We start from the raw sequence: 24,349 nt of genomic DNA on the forward strand, positions 1-24,349 counted from the left end.
ACGGCCATCCCCATAGCCGTATCGAAGACCTCATGCCGTGGCGATTCCGCAAAACGTCAAGCCAGCCTCAATAGGGTTGCGGCTAAGCGCTTACCGAATGACTTGAGAGAGATGGCGATCAAGTTCGACGCTGTCGGGGTGGGGCAGCGACCGCCATGCGTCTTCCGACTGGATCGAGACGGACGTTGCCTTTTCGAGAACTGCAAGAAGATCTGACAATAACGAGTGCGTCAGCCGCTCCAAGATGCGGCCCAAACGCCAATTGGGTTGCTCTTGAGCGTAGAGACCTGGTTGGTCCTGAAGACCTAAGGCTGCGAGTCGCTCCGGAAATGGGGTCGAGAAGCATAGTTCGGCAACAAACCATCCGATGAGATATTGCAGGTAGGAGGAGTGAAATACAGGATCGATGCGATCCGCCAAACTCCGATACCAAACTTGATAGTCCGGCACGAGCGCGTCGATCGCTCTCTGTTGCGAGGTGACGTCGTCCTGCTTGATGGCGCAATATGTGGCAACGGTCTCATGAGCTAGAGCGGCGTTCGACTCGATGTCCTTGCACCACCTTTCAGCCCAATCGCGGATGTTACTTTCAACGTCTGGACTGGCCGAAAGGTGTTTAAGCCGAAGATGAGTGACGCCGTCCGGAGTCCTCGTGAGTATCCGCTCGTGCAAGGTCTCATGGAATAGGACCATCTGGCTCTGTGCCGTCGCAAGCGCATCAAGTCGCATGAACAGGATACTGTGAAAGCCTGCGACGATCGCCTTGATTTCCACGGCGAACCCGTTGCGGCTCTTCTTTTTCTTCTTCTTTGGCACGGAAGAACCCCCAAAGTATCAAGCTGCTTTCGCGGATCTCTAGTGTCGGTCGTTCACCAAAAGTTTTTGACGGAAGTCGCGCCACGCTTCCACATGCACATCGGCGATGGAGTCGAGAAGCCAACAGATCATGTTTAGACTAGTCGGGTTTTGCGATCCTGACTAGTCACCTTGAGGTTGCGAAGTTGTTTCGTCGATGCTCGCGCACCGCGAGCCGCCTCAAACTGGCGCAGGCCGCGATGCGCTCGCTTCCGATAAGATTTGCCACCCAACCGAATTGGTGCTCGCGCACTTGCATGCGCGCTTCAGTCAGTGCGCTGAACACGGCTCCAGCCAGCTTATCGTCGCCAAGGGGGGCCGCTTTCCCGACAGCCTTCTTCTGCCAGTAGCCCACCGGTGGCCGAGGCACATTCAGCGCTTCACAAACCCGTGCAAGATAGGAACCGGAGACTCCGAATGTTTCTGCCAATTGGTTGATTGGCGTGGTCCACACCTGCTCATACAAATCTTCGCGCGAAATCTCGATTGTAATTTGGTTCAGATGCTTCGGAGCCATGCTTCTGCGGAGGCCTTTCGCCTTTGATGGACCTAAATGAGAATTAGGAATGAAGCTCGAAGTAGCTTCAACAATCAGGCGGTCGACGCGGAATCTTCCTTTGCGCCTCTCGCCACGACCTTGAGCGATCCATTCGGAAGCCCCTCTTCCCGTCCATAGACCGCGATCCGGTCAATTTCACGGGTGATGATCGTGCCGAGCGCTAAGTGGTAGGTCTCTTCACCAATCAGGATCTGCGTCCCGTAGATTTTATTGGCGCTCTCAAGGCGGCTCGCGACATTCACTGCGTCGCCGATTACCGTGTAGTTCAAGCGAAGTTCCGATCCGATATTGCCGACCAGCATGCGACCGGAATTGATGCCGATGCGGATCTGCAGGGCGTGGCCGAGGTCGTCGATGAGGCCGGAGTCCGAGATGGCGCGGCGGATGTCCAGCGCGGCGCGGCAGCAGCGCCCCGCATGATCGGCTTGCGGCTGTGGGGCGCCCCATAAGGCCATCGCGGCATCGCCGATGAACTTGTCGATCGTCCCGCCATTGGCCACGATGGCTTCCGAGGCAAGGTCGAGATAGCGCGACAGCAAGGGCACGACGCGGTCGCCCATGCGTTCTGAGAGGCCGGTAAAGCCGGCCACATCCACGAACATCACGCTCAATTCCTGGATCGCGCCACCGGGTCTTGCCTCGACGCCCTGGCGCAACAGACAGGCCTGCTGCCATCTCAGCGATGGCGCCCGACAAGCTTGCGATCTCCTTCAGTCGCGAAGAATGGCGGCGCACCAGCTCCAGCGCAAAGGTCTCGACGTGGCGGATCTCGCCCACGACGCGGGAGAGCGGTGCCGCGATCACCGTGCGGGCGAGCAAGGCGGAAGCGAGGGCCGCAAGCACTGCGCCGATAGCGAGGCCAACGATCAAGCGCCGTAACGTCAGTGGCGATGCAGGCCGCAAAGAGGGTCTGACAGGTACTTTCGACACCAGTGAAATCGACACGAAGATTGGAATGAAGATGGGGGCACCGGCCTACGCCAACCTATTGGATCGCGGAGCATAAGCACAAAGGTTGAAAACAAAGCTGGTTTAAGAGCTTGAAAACTTGATAGTCGCTCGGCCCAACATAGGCTTCTGCGCTATGGGATGATGAGGTCCACGTTCCATTGAAATATGCGCGCTGTTTCCAGTGCCTTACCGTCATTACCGCTGTCACCTTGGCCCGCTGTCGACGGATTGAAATTTCGCAGAACGGCTACAACCGTGTTCGCCGGATCGCTCTTCCTGATCGATGTCGTATTGGCGACGGTTACGTAGTTTCCCGACTTGGTTTTGAAAATGTCTGAGGTGCTGCCGGGCTCGGATTGAGACCAGCCGTTGTTGCCGGGCGTAAAATTTAGGGCAAAATGACGCTGCGGATCAGCCCCGTCGTTGGTGACACACTGTAGATTGACGGACGTAGGGGCCGCAGTTGCGTGCCTGAGAGACGCTACGATTCCGACTATCAGAGCGAGAGTGCCTTGCCAGATCTGTCGGCGGTTGGTCATAACTGGCATGTTCAAAACTCCATCTTCAATGCGAGCGGCCCCAAAGATCGGCGCTGCGGAGTCACTCACTATAAGTTACTCACTATAATAGTTCTGCTGCTCGGAGGTGCTCGCACGAGCCCGCCCGCGTTACGTCTGCGTTGGCAGAGAGCTTAAAAATGCATGCGCCGCGCTCATCATAGTAGAGCAGAATTATCAAACCTGGTTGCGTCGCGAGTACGAAGCTGTGGACAACTACTGGGCGAGCGAGTCTAATTTCGAGACTCTCCGAACGTCCTGGACGTAGCCTGTTGAAAATATTTGGCTGATGTTTTTGTCAAGTTCGCGCTTTTTGTTCTCCGGCTCGAGTAAGCCGGAGATCGCGGGGCTATATGACGTCTCACTTTCATGCACCATGGGCTGAGACCGATTCCTCTCACCCGGATTCTCCTCGTCCCTTGGGATGGCAAGGGACACTCTCGGCTCCGCTAACTCGGCGCAAGTTCTTAGCGGGCGCCGGCGGATCCGCGCTGGCCATCGATGCCGCCCTTGCTCAAGGGCTGGCCTGCCAGCCAATGGATCTACGGATCGATCTCTCCGAGGATGCGAAGACCTTGGCGGTCAAGGAGGTCCCGGTCGGCAAAGGCGCAGTGGATGCGCCGCTGAGCGCGGTGCAATGGTGTGTGCACGCGACTGCGTTCGGTCCGAACGCCTCGTTCGAACTGTCGGTGAAGGCGAAGCCGCCCGACGGCAGGCGCCTGAAAGTCAGGAATGCCAGTTTTGGCGGTAGTTCGAAGATCAGTCTCGACTTCCTGTTTCGACCGCACATCTACCTGCCGGCGAAGGCTCCAGGTCTCGATCCCGACGACAGGACATTCGTTGATTTCTGGCTGATCAGCCTGACAACGGATCTCTGGCGCGATCAAAAAAATGCCGGCGCGCCGTGGAAGAGTAACGAGCTGCGCTTCGGAGATTTTGTACTTCGCACCCGTTCCCTTCAGGGACCGTCGAACGCGGCGCACGTCAGGGCGCGACTTTCCGAAATGTTCGATGCCCGCGTTGTCGCCCCCGAGAAGGGCGGCGGACCGCCGAACCTGACGTTTCTTCCCGATTGCGTCTGGGGCCTCAGCCGCGATGGCGCGCCCGCCGCGACCGCCTTCGATAATCGTGTCAGCGCCGGGAAGTTCAGGCTCGGCTGGTACGGGGTACGCGAAGGAATTGCCTTCTTCGGGGGTTTTGCAACCCCCAAGGATCAAGTTGATCTCGATCACCCCTATTTTCACATTGGCGATGCAAGCAATGTACGGGTCGAGATTGCCAATATTACTGCCCCGTCGACCTCGGTGCAGTGGGAAGCGCGACGTGTCTCGTCGCCGCTGTTGCCGAGCGCATTCCAATGCTATTCCAAACTGACGTTTGGCGAGGCCAAACTGACCGTCACCTCGGAGGGCAAGAAGACGGTCGAGGAGGTCCGCGGAGCAAGCCTGTTCCTCGCCGAGACCCTGCTCCCTGGCGGCAAAACGATGCGGCAGACGCTATGGGGTGCTGCCGGGCCGGGAGACAAGTCCAAGGACGAGGATCAGGAGCAGGAAAACATCAATGGTACGCCAGCTTACGAGCTGCGCACCCTGATCGGCCGCCTGCAAGTCGATGCTCCGCCGGTTATCGCCACGGCGCCCGCGACGCAGCAAGACAAGTCTTCCAAGGACGCTGCGGCGGCCGCTCCGACATGCGAGCCTTGCCTGCAACCGGCTTCGCGGGCAAATCCCGCCGGCAACACGACCGGCGATCCGGCCGCCGCGAAGGCTCAGATCTGCTCCGCGGATGGATCCAAGGATTCCAGCGAGAAGTCCCAACCGAAGCAGAACTCCGACATCCTCGCGGCGATCGGTGATCGTACCGCCGTGCGCGACGCATCGATATGGGCGGTTTTTGACCGAGCCGGCGAACCGGCTGCGTTCGTCGCCCGTCGCATCGCCGTCGACCTCACGCTTCGCGGAAGCAATGTTGCGCTTGCTGACGCGAGCCATAGCTCGCTTTGGTTCGATTCCGCGGACCTGCGGTTGCTTTACGAGGATGGCCGCACACTCGACGAGCTGAAGGCGGGAGAATTTCCGCGGTCGCGCGCCTCGAGTTTTGTTTGGGTCGGGCCGCCCACCGGCAAGGAAGTGAACAAGACGACGGCCCAGTTCGATCTGTCGCGCGCCACGTTGACGGTCGCACGCGATGTCGACCTGGTGAAGTTGCGGTTCCGCTTCCTCGACATGAATTTGGTGCTGTGTCCGACACCCGTCATCCGTCCGGCGCATGAGGATTGCCGGGTTATCGAGAGTAGCGGCGTATTGCGCGACGATCGGCCGGTGCTGGTCGCCGAATTCGATCCTCAGCATGTTTTCGAGGAGGCGATCTTCAAGCAGATCGTGCCACCGCCGGACGTGCCGCTCGATCCCGAAAAGGATGACGGGCAGGGCCATAACTATAAGGATTACCTGCGCGTTGCGATTTTAAGCCAGATCGCTTGTTTTGACTTGTCCACCGGAGATGGTCAGGATCATCTGACGAGCTATCGCCAGGGCGTGCAAAAAATAAAAATTGACGCCGCTAACCATGACAATAGTTTGGCTGATGCCTGTAAGGCGTTTTCCGACTTCAGTACGGCGTTTTTTGCGGCCGCAACGGCGGCCGGCTTGCCTAAATGGCAACGGGACTACGTCGGCCCATTCGCGCTCGATCCGGATGCGATGGCGCTCGCCCGCCGTCTTGTGCAGGAAAAGGGCGTGCAGGCGATCAGCAATTCTGTCGACGGCGTATTCAAACGGATTGCAAAATTCATAGCAGACAATAAAGGCGCGTCTCCGCCGGTCCTTGCGCCGGTTCTACCGAAGGGGCCGAACGCCGAATCCGATGCGGTTTATCTGCAAAACGCGCTGAACAACGAAACGATCTTTGAACAGCAGGAGCCGCTTTACGGCGTTTTTCGCGACTTCTATCGCGAGAGTCGAATCAAGGCGCTGCAACCGAATGATGGTCAGCCGGCATCGTCGCTGGATCAGGTGTTGATCGAATATCTCGCCGAATCGAACCGGCCTAGCAAGGACGATCCCAATCGTGCAAATAACGACAAGGACGCGCGCGCAGCCTTCATTGCGAAGATCGCCGATGCGAAGCCCATTGATGGCTTGGTCGAGGCGCGGTTGTCGGGGCGCACTCGCCTTGCATTCCATGTCAACTGTCAGCCGGCGCCCGGTGCTACGCCCGAGGAGGCGAAACTCAATCTGAGTTCGGGCGCGTCGCCTCAGACGCCAGGAAGCGGCGGATTCAGTTATCCGCAGATGCCTTTCACCTTCGACGCGCTCACGGACTGGTCGCGTCATGAGCCGGCGGTCACGCTGCGAGCGAAGAAACTCTTCACGGCCAACGCGAACGGCGTCCTGCCGCCGATCGGCGAGCGCGCTCCCAATCTCGCCGATGGCGATATCCTTGCTTTCCAGGGTTTCACCTCCGGTCAGGTTACGGCCGAGCAGCGGCTTGGTGAAGTACGCGGGTCACTGGCCCGCAAACCCACCGAGTTCGAAACTGCCATCGAGCTTCCGGCGCGGCTCACCTTGTCGACGGCACAGGATGCGATCTGGCTCGCCGACCGAAAGTTGCCGCCGGAGGTGCTGAACGCCGCATCCGGCGACAAGCTCGCTCCATCCAAGCCACCGGCAGCCAAGCCGCAGGTCGGTGAGGTGGTGCTGAAGCCGGGAATGCCTCCGGAACACTCGCGCAAGCCGCTGTGGACTGCCCGGCTGTCACTCGACGGGGCACAGCCCGATTTGCGTATCGTCGATTCGCCGGACTTGCGGCCGCAGGCGCTGACATTGTTGCCCTACAAGGACCGCTTGCCGGGACAAGGCGCACCGCCGCGCGGGCCGCTCGCGCCCTGGTTCATCGGCCCGGAGCAGATGGATGCGAAGACGCTGACGGCCGACTCCGTCAACAACAACCTGCTGGCCCCCGACAAGAGGCGCACCGATACGCCCGATGTCTACTGCAAGCCGCCCGTCAAGGACACCATCTGGCGCATTCTCAAGATGTTGTGCGGACGCGACGGCGCGCGCAGCGGATTGAGCGACTGGCGCGTGTTTCGGGCCGCGCTCGATGCTTACGACCGGCACGAACTGGTGATGTTGTCGTCCGCTTACGGCCTTCCGGTCATCGGCAAGCGCAAGGCGGTGCCACGTACGGACAGGGCCGGCGAACTTGTTTCCGATTCCGGACAGATGGAGCCGGGTGACCGCTTCCCGATACTGGAGGTTGACGACGGCCAAGCAATCCAGCGGCCTCAGCCGTTGCACGTGACCGAGCTTTGGTTGAGCGCGCTTGGCGGTTCGTTGCTCCATGATACCCGCTTCTTTCCGTCAGCTGGCGCCACCGATCTGTTGGGCAGGCAGGTATTCGACGGTTTCTCGATTGAGCGCTGGCGCGCCGAGATCGTGCTGGGGCGGGATATCGTCGGCGAGGTCGTCTATAAGGGCTATCTGTTTCCGTTCGGCCATCGCGCATCGCTCGTTAAATTGACGGAGCGGCTATTCCTGCTGACGGACCAGGGCGTAAAGGCCATCCTGGTGCAGCGCATTTTCCTGCGCGTCGGCCGCAAGTCTCAGGCCTACCCGGTCGTAGGGCAACCGTTCGACGGACGGCTTTGGTGTTCGCAGGACGTGACGATCAAAACGGTGCAGACGCCGGACCTGCGCGACCCCTACGAACAGCCCAAATCCGGTCAGATTGAATCGCCCGAGGGACGGATAGGACTCGGCGATGCGCCGGGACTGGCTTTCTGGCCGCGCGTCAACGAGACCGACGAGGGTCTGGTCAAGTTCGACATTGCGATCGACGGCGCCACGACGTCAGTTCCGCTGATCTTCGTCGACAACATCGCGGCAACCAACGCTGACGCTCTTCGTAATCTTTCCGAACTGTACCGCGAGACCAAGGTATGGCTCGTACGGCGCACCCTTAACATGGGCTTGCAAAGCATTCGCTTTGCTCCGGAATGGACGCCGGGCGATTGCTCGTTGAAGACTCAAACCATCCTGCTCGATGTCCACGGCCGGCTCTCCAGCCTGAACCAGAACTGGACCGGCGACCTCGGCGAGTATCACACGACGCCGATACTGGAGGGCGCCGAACAGCCGCCGTTCTATCCGGCGATGAATTACGCCACCGTGCGTCTTGAGCAAGTTGAGCGATTCAGCGGCGGAAAACCCAGTCCCGTCGACGTGCAATATGACGGGCACTATGTCCGTAAGGGTTTTTCCGATCGGTCAGCGACTAAGCCCGCCAATCCGATGGAGATATTCCTCGACCTGAGAACCACCGTCAGCATGACGATGGGAAACAACGGCGACCGCAGCGGTGCGGTCGGCCGTCCGGATTCCGACATCGTGGCGCTCGGTCGCCGTAACGGCCCGATGGGCGCGAGCGGGACGATCGTCTATGAAACGTCTGCGGGTAGTCCGCCCGCCACCAAGCAAGTGACATTGCCGCCGAAAGCCTCGACCGGCGATGCATTGATCAATCCCGACCCGCAGGGTCCCGACCTTGAGAAGCTACAATCTCTTGCCGATTTCTTCAATGCTGACCCGGCAGCGACCAGCGCATCAACTCCTTCTGCTCCTGCCCCCGTCGCGCCGTCTCAGCAGCTTGTCGTCGGCACTGCGCCACCGAAGAAAACGGATGACCTCGCAAACACCCTGAAGCTCCTGCAGTCGTTCTTCAGCGGCAGCGCCAAGGTCCTCGGTGTTGTCAGCATCAGGGACTTGCTGAGCTTCCTCGGCCTCGATGACCTGATCGGTTCGACTCCGGTGTTGCGCCAGACCCTGCAATTCGGCGCCGGTGCGATCGACGAGGCGCAATCGCTGGTCCAGGACGTCCATGCCCGAATACTTGCGCCGCTGAAGGCGGCGGTCGACAGGCTGAACGCGCAGTGGACTGCGCTTGACCAGAGCCTGAAGCAAAAAATCGGCCCGCGGAGCATGGGGTTGACTGAGGTTTTCCCCGAGGTCTCCAACGGGCTAAAGGATCTGAGTGCGAAGCTCGCGATTGCCCAGGCTGAAAACGACGCGATCCAGCTGACGTCGGATCTGGGCGATATTTACGAGAGCGGCCGGGCCTTCGTTGCGGCGCTGAACCGGATCGCCGCCAATCCTCTCGCACGCCTGAAAACGGCGGCAATTGCCGATATCCAGCTGGTACTGACACAATTCTCGCAGGCCGTGAATATTTTCGACAAGCCGCTCACGGTCGTGCAGGAACAACTCGATGATCTGCTCACCGACTCCGGCCCGCTACTCGCCTGGATCAACGGGCAACTGAATGGTCATGTCGATGAATTCACCGAAACGCTGAGCCTGACACTGGCCGGCCCCGATCTCGTTGCTCTGCTTCAACAGACAGGCCTGACAATCGATGACGAGCTGAGAGTCATCAATCAGAACTTCAAAAAACAAGTCTCCGTCAGGACGGTCGATTTCGTCAATGTGTTGGTAACGGGCGCGTTTGACGGCCGCGATAATCTCGGGCCGGCATTCGACACCTTCCTCGATGAAGTGCAAAAGCAGGCGGGGGATGCTGTCAAGGATGCTAGTAGTGCCATAACGACCAAGCTTCAGGCAACGAAACCTGAGGCCGTCTATATCGTGAACGCCGAGCTCACGGCGTTTGCAAACTCCTTGGCGTCCAAAGCTGCCGTCGACTCTCCGGCGCTGCAAAACGTGGCCAGGGCCGGCCGCATCATTTCCGCAATCTTCAAAGCCGTTCAAAAGCTGAAGACCGATGTCGACGCCGGCAAAATCCACGAGGCTCTCGGTGACCTCGATGCGATCTCGGGCTTGGTGTTCGGCGTCGGCACGGGCCCTTTCAAGCAGCTCGATACGACGTTGTCGGAAGGGTTTAAAGGTCTTCAGAGCGAAGCCACGAAGGAACTCGGGCAGCTCGTCGCCATCACTGTTCCAAATGGCGTCCAGAACTTCTCGAACGAACTGCTGGCATGTTCAAACTACGAAAATGATGTCTTAGCCAGGAAGAAAACAGCAAAGCTGGTTCCCTACCTGCCGGCCAGCGGCGAGCTAATGGCAACGCTCGCCGCAGCCCTGAAGACCCTTGACGGGATCATCGACAATGTCGGCAAGCTAGACGCGGCGCTGAAGGACTCTGGCAATCTGGCGAACATATTAGCCAAGATTAGCCAGTCCGATCTCGACATTATCGTCAAACTGTTCAAGGCAACATCGACCTTCCTCACCGGCGATCCGCCGAAAGACTATGGGCTGCAGGGCGATGTCAGCGCGTTGTACTGTCAAAGCGTGAAGACGCTTGCGCGGGTGCGTGCAGTGCTGACGTTCATTGCGACCAAAGACGTCTGGGACAAAGTCGACCGTCAGTTTGCCGACAATCTTGCGCAATATATTCGCGCCATCGCCGACTCGATGGACGGGCTTGGTACGAAGCTCGTGTCGATGGTTGCCCGGATCGACCGGTTCATCACCGAGCATCAGCAAATCCTCGTCACCGCGGCTTTCCTTGGCGGGGCGGCGGAAGCGGTTGCGAATATTCCGAATCTCGCTTTAACAACCCAAACGCAGTTCGAGAACATAAGGCGCGATCTTGAAAAGGCCGAGCCGGATTTCGTCAAGGCGCTTGCGGGAGCAGTCAATTTCTCTATCAGCGTGCTGAAGGGCGCAGCGTCATTTGCGGAAAGCCTAGCCAACCGTTTTTCGGACAGCCTGGCGACGGTTCGATCGGGGCTCGGCAGCCTCGGGGTCAATCTCGACCCCGAGCTCAGTGCCATGGTTGAAGCCGTTGCCAAATTACGTTCGACGCTGGATTCGCTTCGAACCTATCAACCGATTCCTGCTGCCGCGATTCCGCAGAAATTTCCGGATCTTCTGACGGCTAAGGTGTCAACAGACGGTGCGGTCGACGTGAGATCGCTGCTTGGCGATCTAAAAGGCAAGTATGTTGTTCTCTCCGGGCAATTGTCGACGGCCGAGGCCAAGGCGATCGCCCAGTGGCGCGCCTTACAGGCGCGGGCGTCGGGATTGCCATGGACGCTGGAAGGCGCGTTGTTCACGAAGCTGCAGCCCTTGCTTTCTGACATTGCGACAGCCTACGCGACGCTGAAGAAAAATCGCGATGACGTCATCGATAAGGTGGCGAGCCCGCTGTTCAGCCTGGAAACGCAGCGGGCGCTGCTTGCGCCGCCAACCTACTACCCGCCACTCGCCAATATCCTTGATCCGACCATTTCGGTCGGCGTCCTTAAGGACAAAGATCGCCTCAAGGAGGAGGTCGACGTCCTGAACGCCGCGGCGAAGTATAAGTTTCCGGACAAGCCTCCGGCGGCCGCCGATTTCGACAATCTGCTGCGTTTCGTCTCCAGTTGGAGCGGGAACAACGCTGACAAGTCGGCGCCGCTGCAAATTGCGGATCGGGTAAGAGACCTGGCGGCGCAGGTCCTCAAAGGCGAGATCCTGTCGCTGATCGACGTCGCTGCATTCCGCGATGCGATCCAGGATGCGATTGCGCAGCTGATCCCGACCCGCGCCGTCTTCTCCTACGATTTCTCCAAAGTCGTCACCGAGCCTCCGAGCGATTCCTCGATCTTCCAGGCGCAGCTCGGAGCCGCATTCGTGCTGTCGATGCGCCTCACGGTCGAGTTGCTCAAGCCGCAGCAGTCCGACTTCCAGGTCACGGGTTCGTTGGGCGCCTTCGACATCAAACTTGTCGGGGATTTCATTGACGCCCTGACGCTTCATTTTGGCGGCGCCAGGTTCGAGTCGCGCGGCGATGCCAAGCCGCGCTTCGACGTCTCCTATGTCAGTTATGAGATCGGCGAGGCGCTGGAGTTCGCCAAGGAGATCGAGGACTATCTGACGCCCAGCAACGGCAGCGGCGTGCATATCGGGCCGCTGGATCGCACGCTTGGCCTCGAGGCTGGCTACGGCATCAATCTCGGCAGTATCGGGGTTGGCGAGGTATCGTTCTTCAATATCATCCTCGACGTCTCGGCCGAACTGCCGTTCACCGACAGCGAGGCGCTTTTCAAGACATCGCTCGGCACCCGGCTCACGCCCTTCACGATGAGCATTTTGCCATTTGCAGGGTCGGGCTATTTCGCGATTTATTCGGCGGCCGACGGCATTCGGGGCTTTGAGGCCTCCTTCATGTTCGGTGGCGGTGGATCTCTGCAGTTCGGTCCGTTGGCAGCCGAGGTGCAGATCCAGGTCGGCACGTTCATTCGCGTTCTCAAGGTCGACGGCGTCAATTCCACGGAGCTCTACGGCACGTTCCTGGCAGCCGGCGCCGCCAGCATCTGGATCTTCCATTTTGCCGCCACTCTCTACGTGTGCCTCGGAGCGGACGCTTCCGGCAACATGTTTGGCGAAGCCACTTTCAGCTTCTCATTCTCGTGCGGGTTCATCCATTACAATTACTCCGTCACGGTTTCTCACAACGAACCTCCAATCGGCGGCGGCAGCGGCGGCAAGCAAGGATTGTTGGAAGAAGCGCCGCGGCGCGTCCAGTTCGCCGCCTTGACCGATCCTTCGGTGCTGTCCGACGCGCCGCTGGCCGCATTCGCACAGGCGGATTACGGACCTGCTTCGGCGACTGGAACAAAGCCGAAGCCAGTCAAAAAGAAGCATCCGGTAACTCCGGTCAAGTCCGTCGAACCACATTCCGATCAAACTGCCGACGTCGTATCGAGAGCGATCTGCCAGTCCGACGACTGGACGACGTTCTCGTCATATTTCGACGCCGGATTATTGCCAACGGAGCACTGAGATGCCACCCGACGTACCCGGCCAGGGAGATGGCGCCCGCGTCGTTCCGTTCATGCGTTTAGTCCCCAACGGGGTGACGAAGAGCGGCAAGCTCAAGGCGACGTTGATTGTCACGCCGCAGGCGGCTACGGGCGCAGATGGCTTTCCAATTGCGGAATGGCCGAGTCAGATCGTCGACCACCTGAAAAAGCTCTCCAAAGAGGCCAACGAGACCGCCACCGCTGCCGACAAGGGGGCCACAACGAGGTTCAGGCTCCGAATTTGCGGGGCAGATCCTTGCACCATCGGGATCACGTCCACGGTGGACGCGACGTTCAGCATCACTTTGGCCAATGCTAAGGAAATCAAAGAAGTCGTCGCCCTCTGGAAGAAAGCAATCGAGGGCGACGTCGTCATGCCCAGCAACCCTTGGACGACATTGCGCGACGATATCAATCGATCGATGACCGGCACGACGCATGACGCCAAACAGATGCGAGATAAGTATGGCGACGTCGTTCCCATGACTGACGACAACTTCCACGACTCCGGCTCGATCATAGCCGCGCCGCACGATCCTACGAGAACATCCAATATCAGAGGCGTGGTCGCCAACGCGCAGGCGAAATTTGCGACGGAGACGGAAGCAGGCCGCGCGCAACGCATTTCGGCGAAATTCGGGTCGGGGCCTTACTTGCCGGGGGACCCGTGGGACGATTCGGAGAAGATCGACGACGGCGCCGACGTCAAGAACAAGGATGATGCCCTGACCACCGGTTCGGTGTCCACGCCGCGTTCCGACAAAGAGGTCGCGGATGACCTGAAGAATAAAAGAAAGCAAAAGCTCTACGACAGACTGAAGGCGTCGATCACGAACACCGACGTTGACAGGGGTCGATCCGCGCAAAGCTTCAACGCCGTGCAGCGTTATCTGGGAATCCCCGGCGCACCAGCAGCGCCGGCGCCTGCGGCCGCGCCCAAAGCGCCTGATCCACCGTCGCTGGTCGCGCCGAAACAAAACGTGCATGGTCGTTCGACCATAAAAGATCGGGCCAGCCACATATACGGTTCCTGGGCGCAACGATCCTCTCCTGCGCTGAGCCGGTCCGCCAATGGCATGGTATGCACGAGCCCGGACGCAGCTGCCCGGATACATGGGGTCTACTACAGTCTCCAGGGAGACCCCATTCTTTCCCGCTTCTTCGGCTTCGCGTTCGAGATCGAGTTCAACAGGCCTGGCGCATTGCTGTCTGGTGGCAGCCTCTGGTTGGCGGCTGCGGACGCCACGGAACAGATCTGGACCAAGGCATCCTACTATGAGTCCGGAACCGGCAAGTATTTCTGGCCGGCTTCCCGCTTCGAAGGGAATTCGCAAGCCGAAGCGGCGCTCGCCGTTGAACAAACCAATGGCGTATTCAATCTCGGGCTCAATTACGATCCTGCCACACCCGCAAGCGGCCCACGCTACGACCTGACATCGCTCGACGTGCGTGGCGCGGTTTCCGGTGCGCGCAACGCTCAGGACCTCGGTCAGCGTTATCATACGATCGGGTGGACGTTGCTGGATCGCGGTCGTGCGGACCAGACCGCCCGCGACCTTGCGATATCGGATGCGCAGAATGAGGCCCGCAAAGCCGGCGGCGTGCTGGTGCTTCACGCCGAGGAACTGACCGTCGGTCGTCGTCTTGACGTCAAGGCATGGCGCGCCGACGGCGGGGAGTGGCGCAGTCTGATGAATCGCTTTGTCGAGTTCACGAATCTGACGGGCGAGGTCAAGTCGTACCTCGACAGGATCGTTATCGACCGTAGGCGCGAGGGAAGGATTCTGGACGAGTCCTCGTTCCAGTTGATGGCGCGCTCGATGCCGACACTCACGGCCGACGGCCAGGGTGACCAAAAATCGCGCCCCGTCGAAGCGGTGGTCGAAGAGGCGATCCAGACCTGGGATGGAACGCCGCTGGCGGTGCTGGCGCGTAAGAGCGGCGGATCGACGAGTTGTGAAACGTCGGTGCTTCCGATCAAGCGTGCCTACGACCTCCCACGCGAGTCGCTGTCACACCTGCGACCGCCGCCGTTGCGTTACGGGGTCGGCTACATCTTCGGCATCCGCTCTGTATTTCTCGGCGGCGGTTCGCCGACAATTGACGAGGCGCGCCAGCTTTATGATGACAAGCAGGGCGCCTTGACCCTGCCGCCGAGCGAAAACTGCAAACCACGTCCTCGCCAGTATCTTCGCCACGAGGGGATCGACGCGCCGATCCTCATGCTGCCGTCCGCCCTCGTCGTAAAGCAGAACGGCAAGTCCGACGTCATGGGTTTCGAACCGCCCGGACAGGCGATCGTTCGGTCGCTGACGCCGTCGGATCCAGTCCCGCCCGGCGAGCCCTCACCCGGGTACATCGGAGTGGCCGATCGGGTCGAACCGCACGAAACCCTGCGGGTCTTTGTCGCTCCTATGGTCGGATTCGATTTTGCATCCCGTCACCGGGTGTTTGATGACACCAAAACCGCCGCTGCGATCCTGCGCGGCGGGTTGTTGGACGTCGATTTCGACGAGGAGAAGCCGCGGTTTCCGGTGGCCGTCGTCAAGCGAAATCCCGGGTTCAACGGCGAAAAGCTGGTTTACCGGCGGGAAATCGGATGGCCGTCGGCGGTTAAGGATCCCGATAGTGATGGTCTGGGCGCTACCGTCTTCAAGCCAAGACCGCCAGCCAACCGCAAGCCTGCACATGGTTACCTTCCTGATCCGGCGGCGCAGACGATGTCGCTTCGGCTGCGCATTTGCGGCGCGGACAACTACCTCGAAGGCGACGTTCTTGTGGATTTGTACGGCAAGGGCATCACCTATCCCCACGCGCTGCCGCTTGCCGTAACTGTTAAGAAGTGTCCCACGCGCACAGCCTTGGCGAAGAAGATCACCGACGTCGTGACCGGAGATGGCACCGCCATCATGCGCCTCGGTGAGAACGGCAAAGTCGTGCCGGATTCGACCGGGAAGGGTGTTCGTGTTCGCCATCTGACGATTTTGCTTGCGCCCGCCGAACAGTTCGACCTCGAGGTCACATGCCTCCCGACCTGTAGCAAGCTGACCGAATGGTTTTCCCTGCCGGAAACGATCGGCGTGCAGCTTCTGACCGCGAAGGATAATGATGCAATCAAGAAAGACCTGATGGATTGCTGTGGCGATCTGCCGTTGTTGGCCGATCTGATAGCCGCCAACAGTGGGCCGGCGTCACGCGCCGGCCTGACCGGAAAGGCGCCCCCGACCCCGCCCGGTATCGAGGCGATCTCAAAAGGTTTGCTATCTTGCATCCAGAACAAATGGCCGCTGACCGAATTGGCGAGCCCGACCACTTTGAGGGTGATGCATGCCGTCAACGCGCCGAAAGACGCGCCGTCGCTTCAGTCACTGAAGATATTGCGTCCCGGCAGCCTGGAGAGCGTCAAGCCGGCGCCGCCCAAGGCGGACGACACAAAGCCGCAGGCGCCGGCCGTTGCGGCCTGTCCGGCGGCGTTCTGCTCGACGGATCCAGACCTTGTCCCAGGCTCCGCCACCATGCTGATGAGTGGCGAAATCCTCGTCGATCTGGAACAGGCTGACACGATCGACATCGTCGCCACCGTCGTCAACGCGAGCGGCAAGCCGTTTGATGACGCAAATCGCGGACGCGGCATTTTGGCTAAGCGCACCGGTCAATGGCCGAGGTTCACATCAAATGACGGCAAGCAGCGTTTGCCGGTTCCAGTCAAAAGCGTGCTTGGCTTTGATGTCGATCCCGATGGAAAAACGAACCTGCTGCACGAAGTCATCACCCTCTTGCGCATCCAGAGTCTGCCCGATCCTCGCGCTGCATGTAACAGCAAGGTCGACGGCGCTCCGCAGCCTTTCAAGCCGCTCCGGGGAAGATTGACGCCGCTCGATCTTCGCGCGCTGCATCTTGCCGCCATCTCCGGCAGCACGATCACGCTCCCGATTGCCCTGCCGCCGGGCGCGACCGCGCCGCCGCCGAAAGATGATGGTACGCCGTCACATACGCGGACCATCAGCGTCACCCGCCCGCATGAGCTCTCCGATACTAGAGCCCGTCAGTTGGAACTGCGTGCGGTGGCGTTTTCGCGCTTTGCCGCCCCATTCGAGACTGCTCCGCGGTTTTCCGCGGATGGCGAAGAGCATGTCCTTCACCGTCGTCAGCCGTTGCAACCGCAGGACCAGACTCATACCGGGGCAAGCGTTTCGGTCTGGAGCCCGTCGACGGAACGCCCTGCGGCATGCGCAGCCAAGACCCCAACGCCGTTCTTCTCGATCAATCGCTGCGCCAAGCCGCACAAAAAAGGCGTGATGCAGGTTCTGGAGCGTGACAGCGGCGTGCGGCTGCGCTTTGACCGAGGGATGTTTTCTTCCGGCGAGGGCGAGCGAATCGCCATCGTGCTATGGCCGCCGAATATCCGCGAGCAGTCGCTGATCGGACTTGATCAGAACTGGGTCTATGTCAGGGAGCGCTGGATGCAGCTTTCCAATTTCGACGATGCCGATCTCGGGGACGGCGGCAAGTTCATTTCGCGTTGGGGCGGTGATCCCATCCGTTCGGATCCCGAGCCTCAAAAGGGTTTCTTCATGCCCTGGTCGGCGTTCGATTTCTTCGACGACAACAAGGACGCTGAGAAACGGCCGCACGATCCGCAGTATGTCGGGTCGGCCCGCATGCCCGTCTGCGCGCCCCCGACCGAAGACAAGGGCGCAACGAACAACGCGGGTAAAGACAAGAAAGGCCCGGTCATCGAAGGGTTTCTCGAAGTGTCATTGCTGACGTTCGAACCTTACTTCGATATTGACCGGGAGGAGTGGTTCGTCGATGTGCCGATAAGACTGGCCCGAGCCTCGGATCCGTTTGTCCGATTCGGACTGGTTCGCTATCAGCCGAATTCCGTTTGCGATGACTTGAAGGTGTCTCCACCCGTTCGGGTCTGGACCCAGTTGCCACCGCGCCGACATGTGAGCGTGACCAATAAGGCGGTCGAGAAGGCTGACAAGGCGGTCGAGAAGCCTGACATATCCGTGCAGGTGCTGGTGCGAGGTCAGGCCTCCGACGGCGTAAAGCCAATTCCAGCGTCCCTGCAGTATCTGCTCAAGGACCCCGATGATCCCAAAACTGCAAAGGACCCCAAGAAACCGAAGGCCCCCACGCCTAGGGAAGTGTGGGAACGGCTGCAACGGCCGAAGATGACGTTGCGGCTGGTGCATGAGGCAGCGTCGACGAGCTTCGGCCGCCAGCAAACCGATGTGCTTCAGGACGAGCCGCCCTCAGCCATGCCCAAGCCCGTGAACGGCGAGATGCTATGGACGCTTGATACGACAATTACGGCGGCGCGCATCGGGGATCTGGGGCCGGGACGGATTTTCGCGATAGTCGAGGAGGTCGAGGAGCGTCTGGCCGCGAGCTATCCGAATGAACCGATCGAACTTATGCAAGTGCTCAAGGCGGAATCGCTTCGCGAGTCGGGGCCGCGTTTTCTTGCCAGGATCCCGTTTCTCGATGTGTAAAGAGCCTGATCGGTTCAGGTTGCAACAAGAAAGGCCACCGGAGCATTTTATAGTCTGCCGTCAGTCCAGCCTGTTCAACAATGAGGATGTATTGAGATGACTAGAAATCTTTTCCTTCCTGTTGCGGCGGCTGCCGCAATGTCTATTTTGCTAAGTGCGGAAGCCCGTGCCACACCCGACTGCTGGGGAGTGATCGCCTTGAATGCGGCCAAGGAGAAGACAGCCAGGATCACCTGCTCCGATGACAAAGCGCCTGGTAGCGCGGCATCCTATAAGTGCAGCTTCACCTGGAAAATGAAAGCCAAGGGCTCAGGGCAAATTTTCACGTTGTCTGGTTCGTTTGTGTCGGGCAAAGGCGATTCCAATGTCGTGCGATACGAAGAGAGCCGTCTTTCAGATGGTTCTCAAATTGATGACGAGGCCGATGGAATGTCCATGTCGTGTGCTGCGCAATAGCTCGTGATGCCGCTATCGATTTTGCACTTCAGGTGTCCTGAACTAAGCAAGCAGCTATTTACTGATTAATCGGTCCGGGGAGGGCGAGCTGAAATGGATTACCCGTGCAACGATCCCCATGTCATCTACACTAATGGCGGAGATGAGACGAAAAATATTACAGTCACACTCGTAGACCATTGCGGTGGGACAACAATAATATCTGTTCTCACTCCGGATAGCACTCCTGTTTTTGAGAAAGAACTGTCATCTGCCGGCGACGTCGCTTTAACTGTCAAGCCAGGTTACGAGGTTCATGTGTCCTGTAACGGTGGCGATGTTTTGCATCAGCATAATGATTGTGAGATCTCATATGTTGAGACTTAAGTGTTAGGCAGCTTTTGCCGTTGCCGATCTCGAGGCGCCGTCGTGATTCCGAGCAGAATTACATAGTTGGCTCGAGCGGTCGAGGAGACTTCGACGACCGAGCGGCATGATCCGTTGGTCCCGAGTTCGCAGCCGGCCGAGTAATCGAAGCTGCCGTTCGTATGCCAAAAAGGTCTGGACGTCCTCCCAGCGGTCGGCCACGCTCCAACCGCGGTGCGACTGGGTGCAGCGCGGCGGTTTCTCCGCTGAAAACCGATCAGCAGTGAAATCCTGATTCGGACGTAGCTCAAACGGTAGGTTTTGGCTTGGAAATGTCAAAAATGCCTTATGGTTCAATGGAGGTTGACTGTCACTCTCTCCGCACCTAACGATCAGCACTGTTCTGGGCGCGCCATTCGGCTTTGATTTCCCTATATTTTCCACAATGCGATGCGGCTTGATCCGCCGCAGCGCACGGAGCAGATCAAAACTCAAGGTCGAGGTCTTTCGCGACCCGGCCTTTGCGACGGATGAGTCTCGTGCCGAAGTCGTCTTCGAGCGCCACCTCCGCCAGCGCGTACTCGATAAGCTCGGTGTCGGACGTTATGCCGGATTTTTTCTTCGCGGCTGCCACCAGATCTCGGCAAACGCGGCCACCGATCCGACGGTTCTCGCCACCGAGCAGACCAAGTTTCCGTGCCGTTTCCAAGACCGCACGCCGCCTAACGTTCGGCTGTACCGGTACGCTTGGACTGTAGCGGGTCGACTTCAAAATGATAGATCTCCTGCTCGGAAAATAGAGATTTGGCTAACGGGTTCAACGTCCTTATGGCGCAAAAGACGTCAATCTTTCCCGGCCCGACGAACAACTCGGAAAACAAACTGCCGAACCCACGGGGGTCAAGGACGAGCTTGCGGGATCACCTCAAAGGACTCCGATGGAGACACGATCACAGCTATCCGGCTCGGATTGACCCAAACTGGAGTCCAAGGGAACCACTAACCCCGGACTGAACACCAAAACCATTTTGCGGCCAGACCCAGACCAAATGGAAACGACAGATCTAGCCAGGGTCTCTACCGGATGCGTACCGTGATGGCCCAGTCCAAGAGCTTGTACCTCCCGGCACTAACAAACGCGGCTCCTTCGCAGACAATACTAGCGGCGAACGAATCCTTGCTTCCAACGCAAGGATTCGATTGGGGGTAGCTCAGGGGCAGCCAAACTGGTACGGTTCGTTGGTACAGAGCGTTTCCGCCGACTGGTGAAATAGCCCCTATTTCAAGGCACTTTTGCTGGGTTTGAAGGAGTCCCTCCCTCTCCGCCATCTCAAGAAACCCGCCCCGCTAGCACCGTCCGTACCGTCGCCACGAACGCCTGCGCCGCCGGCGACAGCGATCGGCCTTGCCGCTGCAGCAGCGACACCGGTCGCGTGATGGCCGGCCGCACCAGAGGCCTTGCGATCAGGGTCGGAAACTGATCGGCCGGCAGCATCGTGGCGGGAAGAATGGCAAGTCCCAGCCCCTGAGCCGTCATGGCGAGCGCGGTGTTGATCAGCGCGACTTCATGGGTGGGCGTGAGCCGCTTGCCCTGCGCGCTCAGCGCCAGATCGATTTGCATGCGGATGCGCGTCTCGCGCCGCATCGCGATTGTCGGCCGCTCGGCCAACTCGTCCCATGTCAGCGACGGCTGCGCGGCGAAGTCGGCTGTGCGCCGGCCGATCGCACTCAGCCTGCCGCGGGTCAGGGTCTCGATCGTCATCTCAGGCAATTCACCTTCCACGCTGCCGATCGCGAATTCCGCGTCCGTCGACATCATGCGTGGAACGAGATCGTCGGCCGCCATGTCGCGCATGTCGATCTCGATGTCAGGAAAGCCTGCGCGGAATTTTGCCAGCACCGGCGGCAGCAGCGCCGAGGCCGCGCCGGCCGACGCCAGAAACGCAACGCGGCCGGCGCGCGCCTGCGCGAGGTCGCGCATGCGTCGTGACAGGCCGAGCGCATCGCTCAGCATCCGTTCGGCGGATTGATAGGCCTCGTCGGCCGCCGGCGTCGGCTGCACGGAGCGCGTGGAGCGGTCAAACAACCTGACGCCGAGCTGGACCTCGAGCTGCTGGATCAGGAGGCTTGCGGCGGATTGCGTGATTCCCAGCTCGCGCGCCGCCCGCGTGATGCTGCGCGTACGATACACGCCGGTAAAGGCCCGCAGCTGCCGCAGGGTGACGTTCATAGGCAAAGCTCATGAATTGATGAGTTCTTTCCGGCTAATCTTATAGCCGAGCCTGCAATAAAATGCATGCTGCGCAAGCGGCAAAGTTCGCGGCCTTGGGATGGAGACAGACCGTGAGGACACAGGTCCTGATCGTGGGTGCCGGCCCGGTCGGATTGACCGCGGCGATGGATCTGGCCTCGCGCGGCATCGACGTCGTCGTCGCCGAGATCCGCCATGCCGGTGATCCGCCCAACGTCAAATGCAATCACGTGTCGGCGCGCTCGATGGAAGTGTTCCGGAGGCTCGGCGTGGCGACAAAGCTGCGCGATGCGGGCCTGCCCGCGGACTTCCCGAACGATTGCTCCTACCGGACCACGGCGACCGGCATCGAGCTCTGCCGTATCGACATTCCTTCCCGCGCGCGCCGCTACAGCGCGACCGGCGGCCCCGACACCTGGTGGCCGACGCCGGAGCCGCCGCACCGGATCAATCAAGTCTATCTCGAGCCGATCCTGTTCAGCCACGCCGCCGCCCAGGCGGGCATCACTATTCTGGCGCGCACGGAAATCACTGAGATCGAGCAGGACGATGACCACGCGGTTGCGCGTGCGCGCAATCTCGACAGCGGAGAGACGCTTCGAATCGAAGCCAGTTTTATCATCGGGTGCGACGGCAGCCGCTCGTTGGTTCGCAAAGCGATTGGAGCAAGCCTGTCCGGAACGCCGGTGATTCAGCGCGTACAATCGACCTTTATCGAAGCGCCGCAACTGAAGGAGTTGATGGGGGCGCACAAGCCGGCCTGGATGGTGCTGTCGCTCAACCCGCGACGCTCGGGCACGACGGTGGCGATCGACGGTCACGACCGCTGGCTGATCCACAACCACCTCAGGCCCGACGAGCCCGAGTTCGACTCGGTCGATCGCGACTGGTCGATCCGCGCCATTCTCGGCGTCGACGAGCGTTTCGAATACAAGATTGTCAGCAAGGAAGACTGGGTCGGGCGCCGGCTGGTGGCCAATCGCTTCCGCGACCGCAGGGTATTCATCTGCGGCGACGCCGCGCATCTGTGGATGCCCTATGCGGGCTATGGCATGAACGCCGGCATCGCCGACGCCGTCGATCTCTGCTGGCAATTGGCGGCGCATCTGAACGGCTGGGCGTCCGCTGCGATGCTCGACGCCTACGAGGCAGAGCGCCAGCCCATCACCGACCAGGTGTCGCGCTTTGCGATGGACCACGCGATGAAGATGATGGCGCAGCGCGGCGGCGTATCGGCGGAGATCGAGGACGACACGCCGCGGGGCCACGCGGCGCGCGCGGCACTGGCCAAAGCAGCCTATGATCTCAACGTGCAGCAATATTGCTGCGCCGGATTGAACTTCGGCTATTACTACGACACCTCGCCGATCATCGCTTATGATGGCGAGACCCCGCCGGTTTACGCGATGGGCAGCTTCACCCCCTCCACCGTGCCGGGCGCACGCGCGCCGCACGTTTTCCTGCGCGACGGGCGATCACTCTACGACGCATTCGGTACGGGCTACAATCTCTTGCGGTTCGATCCGGCGATCGATGTGGCACGATTGCAGTCCGCCGCAGAAGCGCGTGGCGTTCCGCTCACACTGATCGACATCGCGCCGGACGAGGCCAACGGCGCCTATGCCGAGAAGCTCGTGCTGGTGCGGCCCGACCAGCACATCGCCTGGCGCGGGCAGGCGACGCCTGAAGATCCACAAGCATTGTTGGCGCGTCTCACCGGCGTGGCGGCGTAAGCAATTCATAAAAGAGACCAGGGAGGAGAGCGTGTTTCACGTTGCAAGGCGCCGCATTCTGGCCGTGCTGTCGGGTGCGGTTCTCGCCGCGTTGCCGCTACAGGCAGTCGACGCGGCCTATCCGGAGCAGTTGATCAAGATCATCGTGACCTTCCCGCCCGGCGGCAGTGCCGACACCGTCATCCGCGCGCTCGAGCCGCTCGTCACCGCCGAGCTCAGGCAGAGCCTGGTGATCGAGAATCGCGCCGGGGCCGGGGGCAATATCGGCATGGCGGCTGTCGCGCAGGCCAAGCCCGACGGCTACACGCTCGGCGTCGCGCCGGCGGGCGCGCTGACGGTGAATCCGCACCTCAATTCGTCGATGCCGTTCGATCCGAAGGATCTCGCGCCGATCACGCTGCTTGCGGAAATTCCGTTCGTGCTGGTCTCGTCGGCCGACATTCCCGCGCACAACGTTGCGGAGGCGATCGCACTCGCCAAGGCGAAGCCCGGCGCGCTGTCGATCGGCCATGGCGGCAATTCGACGGCGATGCATTTGACGGCCGCGCTATTCACGCAGAAGACCGGGATCGACATGGAGCTGGTCCCGTATCGCGGCACGGCGCCGGCGTCGGTCGACGTTCTCGCAGGCCATGTGCCCTTCGCGGTGCTGGACATTCCTGCGTCGATGCAATTGATTCTCGACGGCAAGCTCAACGCAATCGGCGTATCTTCGGCACGCCGTGTTCCGTCCCTGCCCGACGTGCCGACGCTCGCCGAGAGCGGCATTGCGGGCTTCGAATCCGTCGGCTGGTTCGGGCTGGTCGCTCCTTCAGGCACGCCTCCGGACATCGTCGTCAGACTGAATGAGGCCTTCGTAAAAGCCCTGAAGGACCCATCGGTGGCCGGGAGGATCCAGACCCTCGGCGCAGAGCCCGCCCCGACGTCCCCGGAAGAGTTTGGCCGCTTCATTCAGAGCGAAAGCGCGAAATGGGGCAAGCTGATCAGCGAGGCCGGCATCAAGGCGAACTAGCGCTGCCGTTTCGAGTTACGTTGACAATGCACAAAGTTGCGCGGCGCGCCCGACCATGAGCGCGCCTGAACTAGGTAGCGTGTCACACGAACTGGAAGCGCCGCCCAGCCGCGTCCGCTTCGATGAGCTCAACAGCGTCAGTGCCGATCAGGCGCTTTGCAATGATGACATCGTGCTCCTGTTTTGCCCGACGTGTCAAACGCCGCGCGAGGTCATCCGAAGTCGCCGACGCTGCGGTCGCCATTTATATCTCTGCCGACCTCCGAAAGCGTGATTGGAAACCTGGCGGCAGTGTCGCCAACAACTAGCTACAGTGTCGAT

Annotated in this window: 11 protein-coding genes and 1 pseudogene; 5 read left to right on the forward strand and 7 right to left on the reverse strand. The window is 60.2% G+C overall.

Annotated elements, in window-relative coordinates; translation table 11 throughout:
* Positions 1 to 90 precede the first annotated feature (90 nt).
* The 4 genes and pseudogenes from ABID58_RS35935 to ABID58_RS35950 form a co-directional block, all read right to left on the reverse strand.
* Complete coding sequence (locus ABID58_RS35935) at positions 91 to 816, reverse strand: hypothetical protein (protein ID WP_354037605.1); 726 nt, start codon at positions 814 to 816, stop codon at positions 91 to 93.
* Between the two features lie 166 nt (positions 817 to 982).
* Complete coding sequence (locus ABID58_RS35940; protein ID WP_354037606.1) at positions 983 to 1,372, reverse strand: RWP-RK domain-containing protein; 390 nt, start codon at positions 1,370 to 1,372, stop codon at positions 983 to 985.
* Between the two features lie 137 nt (positions 1,373 to 1,509).
* A pseudogene (locus ABID58_RS35945) lies at positions 1,510 to 2,299 on the reverse strand (adenylate/guanylate cyclase domain-containing protein); the annotation flags it as partial.
* Positions 2,300 to 2,496: 197 nt separating this feature from the next.
* Positions 2,497 to 2,913, reverse strand: a complete 417-nt coding sequence (locus tag ABID58_RS35950) for a hypothetical protein (protein ID WP_354037607.1) — start codon at positions 2,911 to 2,913, stop codon at positions 2,497 to 2,499.
* A gap of 545 nt (positions 2,914 to 3,458) precedes the next feature.
* Here ABID58_RS35950 and ABID58_RS35955 point away from each other — a divergent pair.
* From ABID58_RS35955 to ABID58_RS35965, 3 genes are all read left to right on the forward strand, one after another.
* Positions 3,459 to 12,710, forward strand: a complete 9,252-nt coding sequence (locus ABID58_RS35955) for a phage tail family protein (protein ID WP_354037608.1) — start codon at positions 3,459 to 3,461, stop codon at positions 12,708 to 12,710.
* Between the two features lies 1 nt (position 12,711).
* The gene (locus ABID58_RS35960; RefSeq protein ID WP_354037609.1) at positions 12,712 to 18,231 is read left to right on the forward strand and encodes a hypothetical protein; all 5,520 of its coding nucleotides are present in this window, start codon (positions 12,712 to 12,714) and stop codon (positions 18,229 to 18,231) included.
* Positions 18,232 to 18,327: 96 nt separating this feature from the next.
* On the forward strand, positions 18,328 to 18,687 hold the full coding sequence (locus ABID58_RS35965; RefSeq protein WP_354037610.1) for a hypothetical protein: 360 nt from the start codon (positions 18,328 to 18,330) through the stop codon (positions 18,685 to 18,687).
* An 829-nt stretch (positions 18,688 to 19,516) separates the two neighbouring features.
* On the opposite strand, the gene ABID58_RS35970 is transcribed toward ABID58_RS35965, so the two are convergent.
* Positions 19,517 to 19,804: a hypothetical protein gene (locus ABID58_RS35970; protein ID WP_354037611.1), complete on the reverse strand. Its 288-nt coding sequence runs from the start codon at positions 19,802 to 19,804 to the stop codon at positions 19,517 to 19,519.
* Between the two features lie 558 nt (positions 19,805 to 20,362).
* Positions 20,363 to 21,262, reverse strand: a complete 900-nt coding sequence (locus ABID58_RS35975) for a LysR family transcriptional regulator (protein ID WP_148755156.1) — start codon at positions 21,260 to 21,262, stop codon at positions 20,363 to 20,365.
* A gap of 62 nt (positions 21,263 to 21,324) precedes the next feature.
* Between ABID58_RS35975 and ABID58_RS35980 the strand changes: the two genes are divergently transcribed.
* Positions 21,325 to 23,016 (forward strand): FAD-dependent oxidoreductase, encoded by a 1,692-nt coding sequence (locus tag ABID58_RS35980; RefSeq protein ID WP_354037612.1) that lies wholly within the window; start codon positions 21,325 to 21,327, stop codon positions 23,014 to 23,016.
* Between the two features lie 31 nt (positions 23,017 to 23,047).
* Positions 23,048 to 24,028, forward strand: a complete 981-nt coding sequence (locus tag ABID58_RS35985) for a Bug family tripartite tricarboxylate transporter substrate binding protein (RefSeq protein ID WP_210250973.1) — start codon at positions 23,048 to 23,050, stop codon at positions 24,026 to 24,028.
* 82 nt (positions 24,029 to 24,110) lie between these two features.
* Here the strand turns inward: ABID58_RS35985 and ABID58_RS35990 are convergent, their stop codons facing one another.
* A complete protein-coding gene (locus ABID58_RS35990) occupies positions 24,111 to 24,272 on the reverse strand; it encodes a hypothetical protein (RefSeq protein WP_354037613.1) in 162 nt (53 codons plus the stop codon).
* Positions 24,273 to 24,349: the final 77 nt, after the last annotated feature.

It is taken from the genome of Bradyrhizobium sp. S3.2.6 (assembly GCF_040546885.1).
Classification (GTDB): Bacteria; Pseudomonadota; Alphaproteobacteria; order Rhizobiales; family Xanthobacteraceae; genus Bradyrhizobium; species Bradyrhizobium cytisi.

What these genes read in the sequence shown, in the direction of transcription:
- ABID58_RS35960 (WP_354037609.1), top strand. Translation starts at nt 12,712, where the DNA reads ATGCCACCCGACGTACCCGGCCAGGGAGATGGCGCCCGCGTCGTTCCG.
- ABID58_RS35950 (WP_354037607.1), bottom strand. Translation starts at nt 2,913, where the DNA reads ATGCCAGTTATGACCAACCGCCGACAGATCTGGCAAGGCACTCTCGCT.
- ABID58_RS35955 (WP_354037608.1), top strand. Translation starts at nt 3,459, where the DNA reads ATGGATCTACGGATCGATCTCTCCGAGGATGCGAAGACCTTGGCGGTC.
- ABID58_RS35990 (WP_354037613.1), bottom strand. Translation starts at nt 24,272, where the DNA reads ATGGCGACCGCAGCGTCGGCGACTTCGGATGACCTCGCGCGGCGTTTG.
- ABID58_RS35975 (WP_148755156.1), bottom strand. Translation starts at nt 21,262, where the DNA reads ATGAACGTCACCCTGCGGCAGCTGCGGGCCTTTACCGGCGTGTATCGT.
- ABID58_RS35940 (WP_354037606.1), bottom strand. Translation starts at nt 1,372, where the DNA reads ATGGCTCCGAAGCATCTGAACCAAATTACAATCGAGATTTCGCGCGAA.
- ABID58_RS35980 (WP_354037612.1), top strand. Translation starts at nt 21,325, where the DNA reads ATGCATGCTGCGCAAGCGGCAAAGTTCGCGGCCTTGGGATGGAGACAG.
- ABID58_RS35965 (WP_354037610.1), top strand. Translation starts at nt 18,328, where the DNA reads ATGACTAGAAATCTTTTCCTTCCTGTTGCGGCGGCTGCCGCAATGTCT.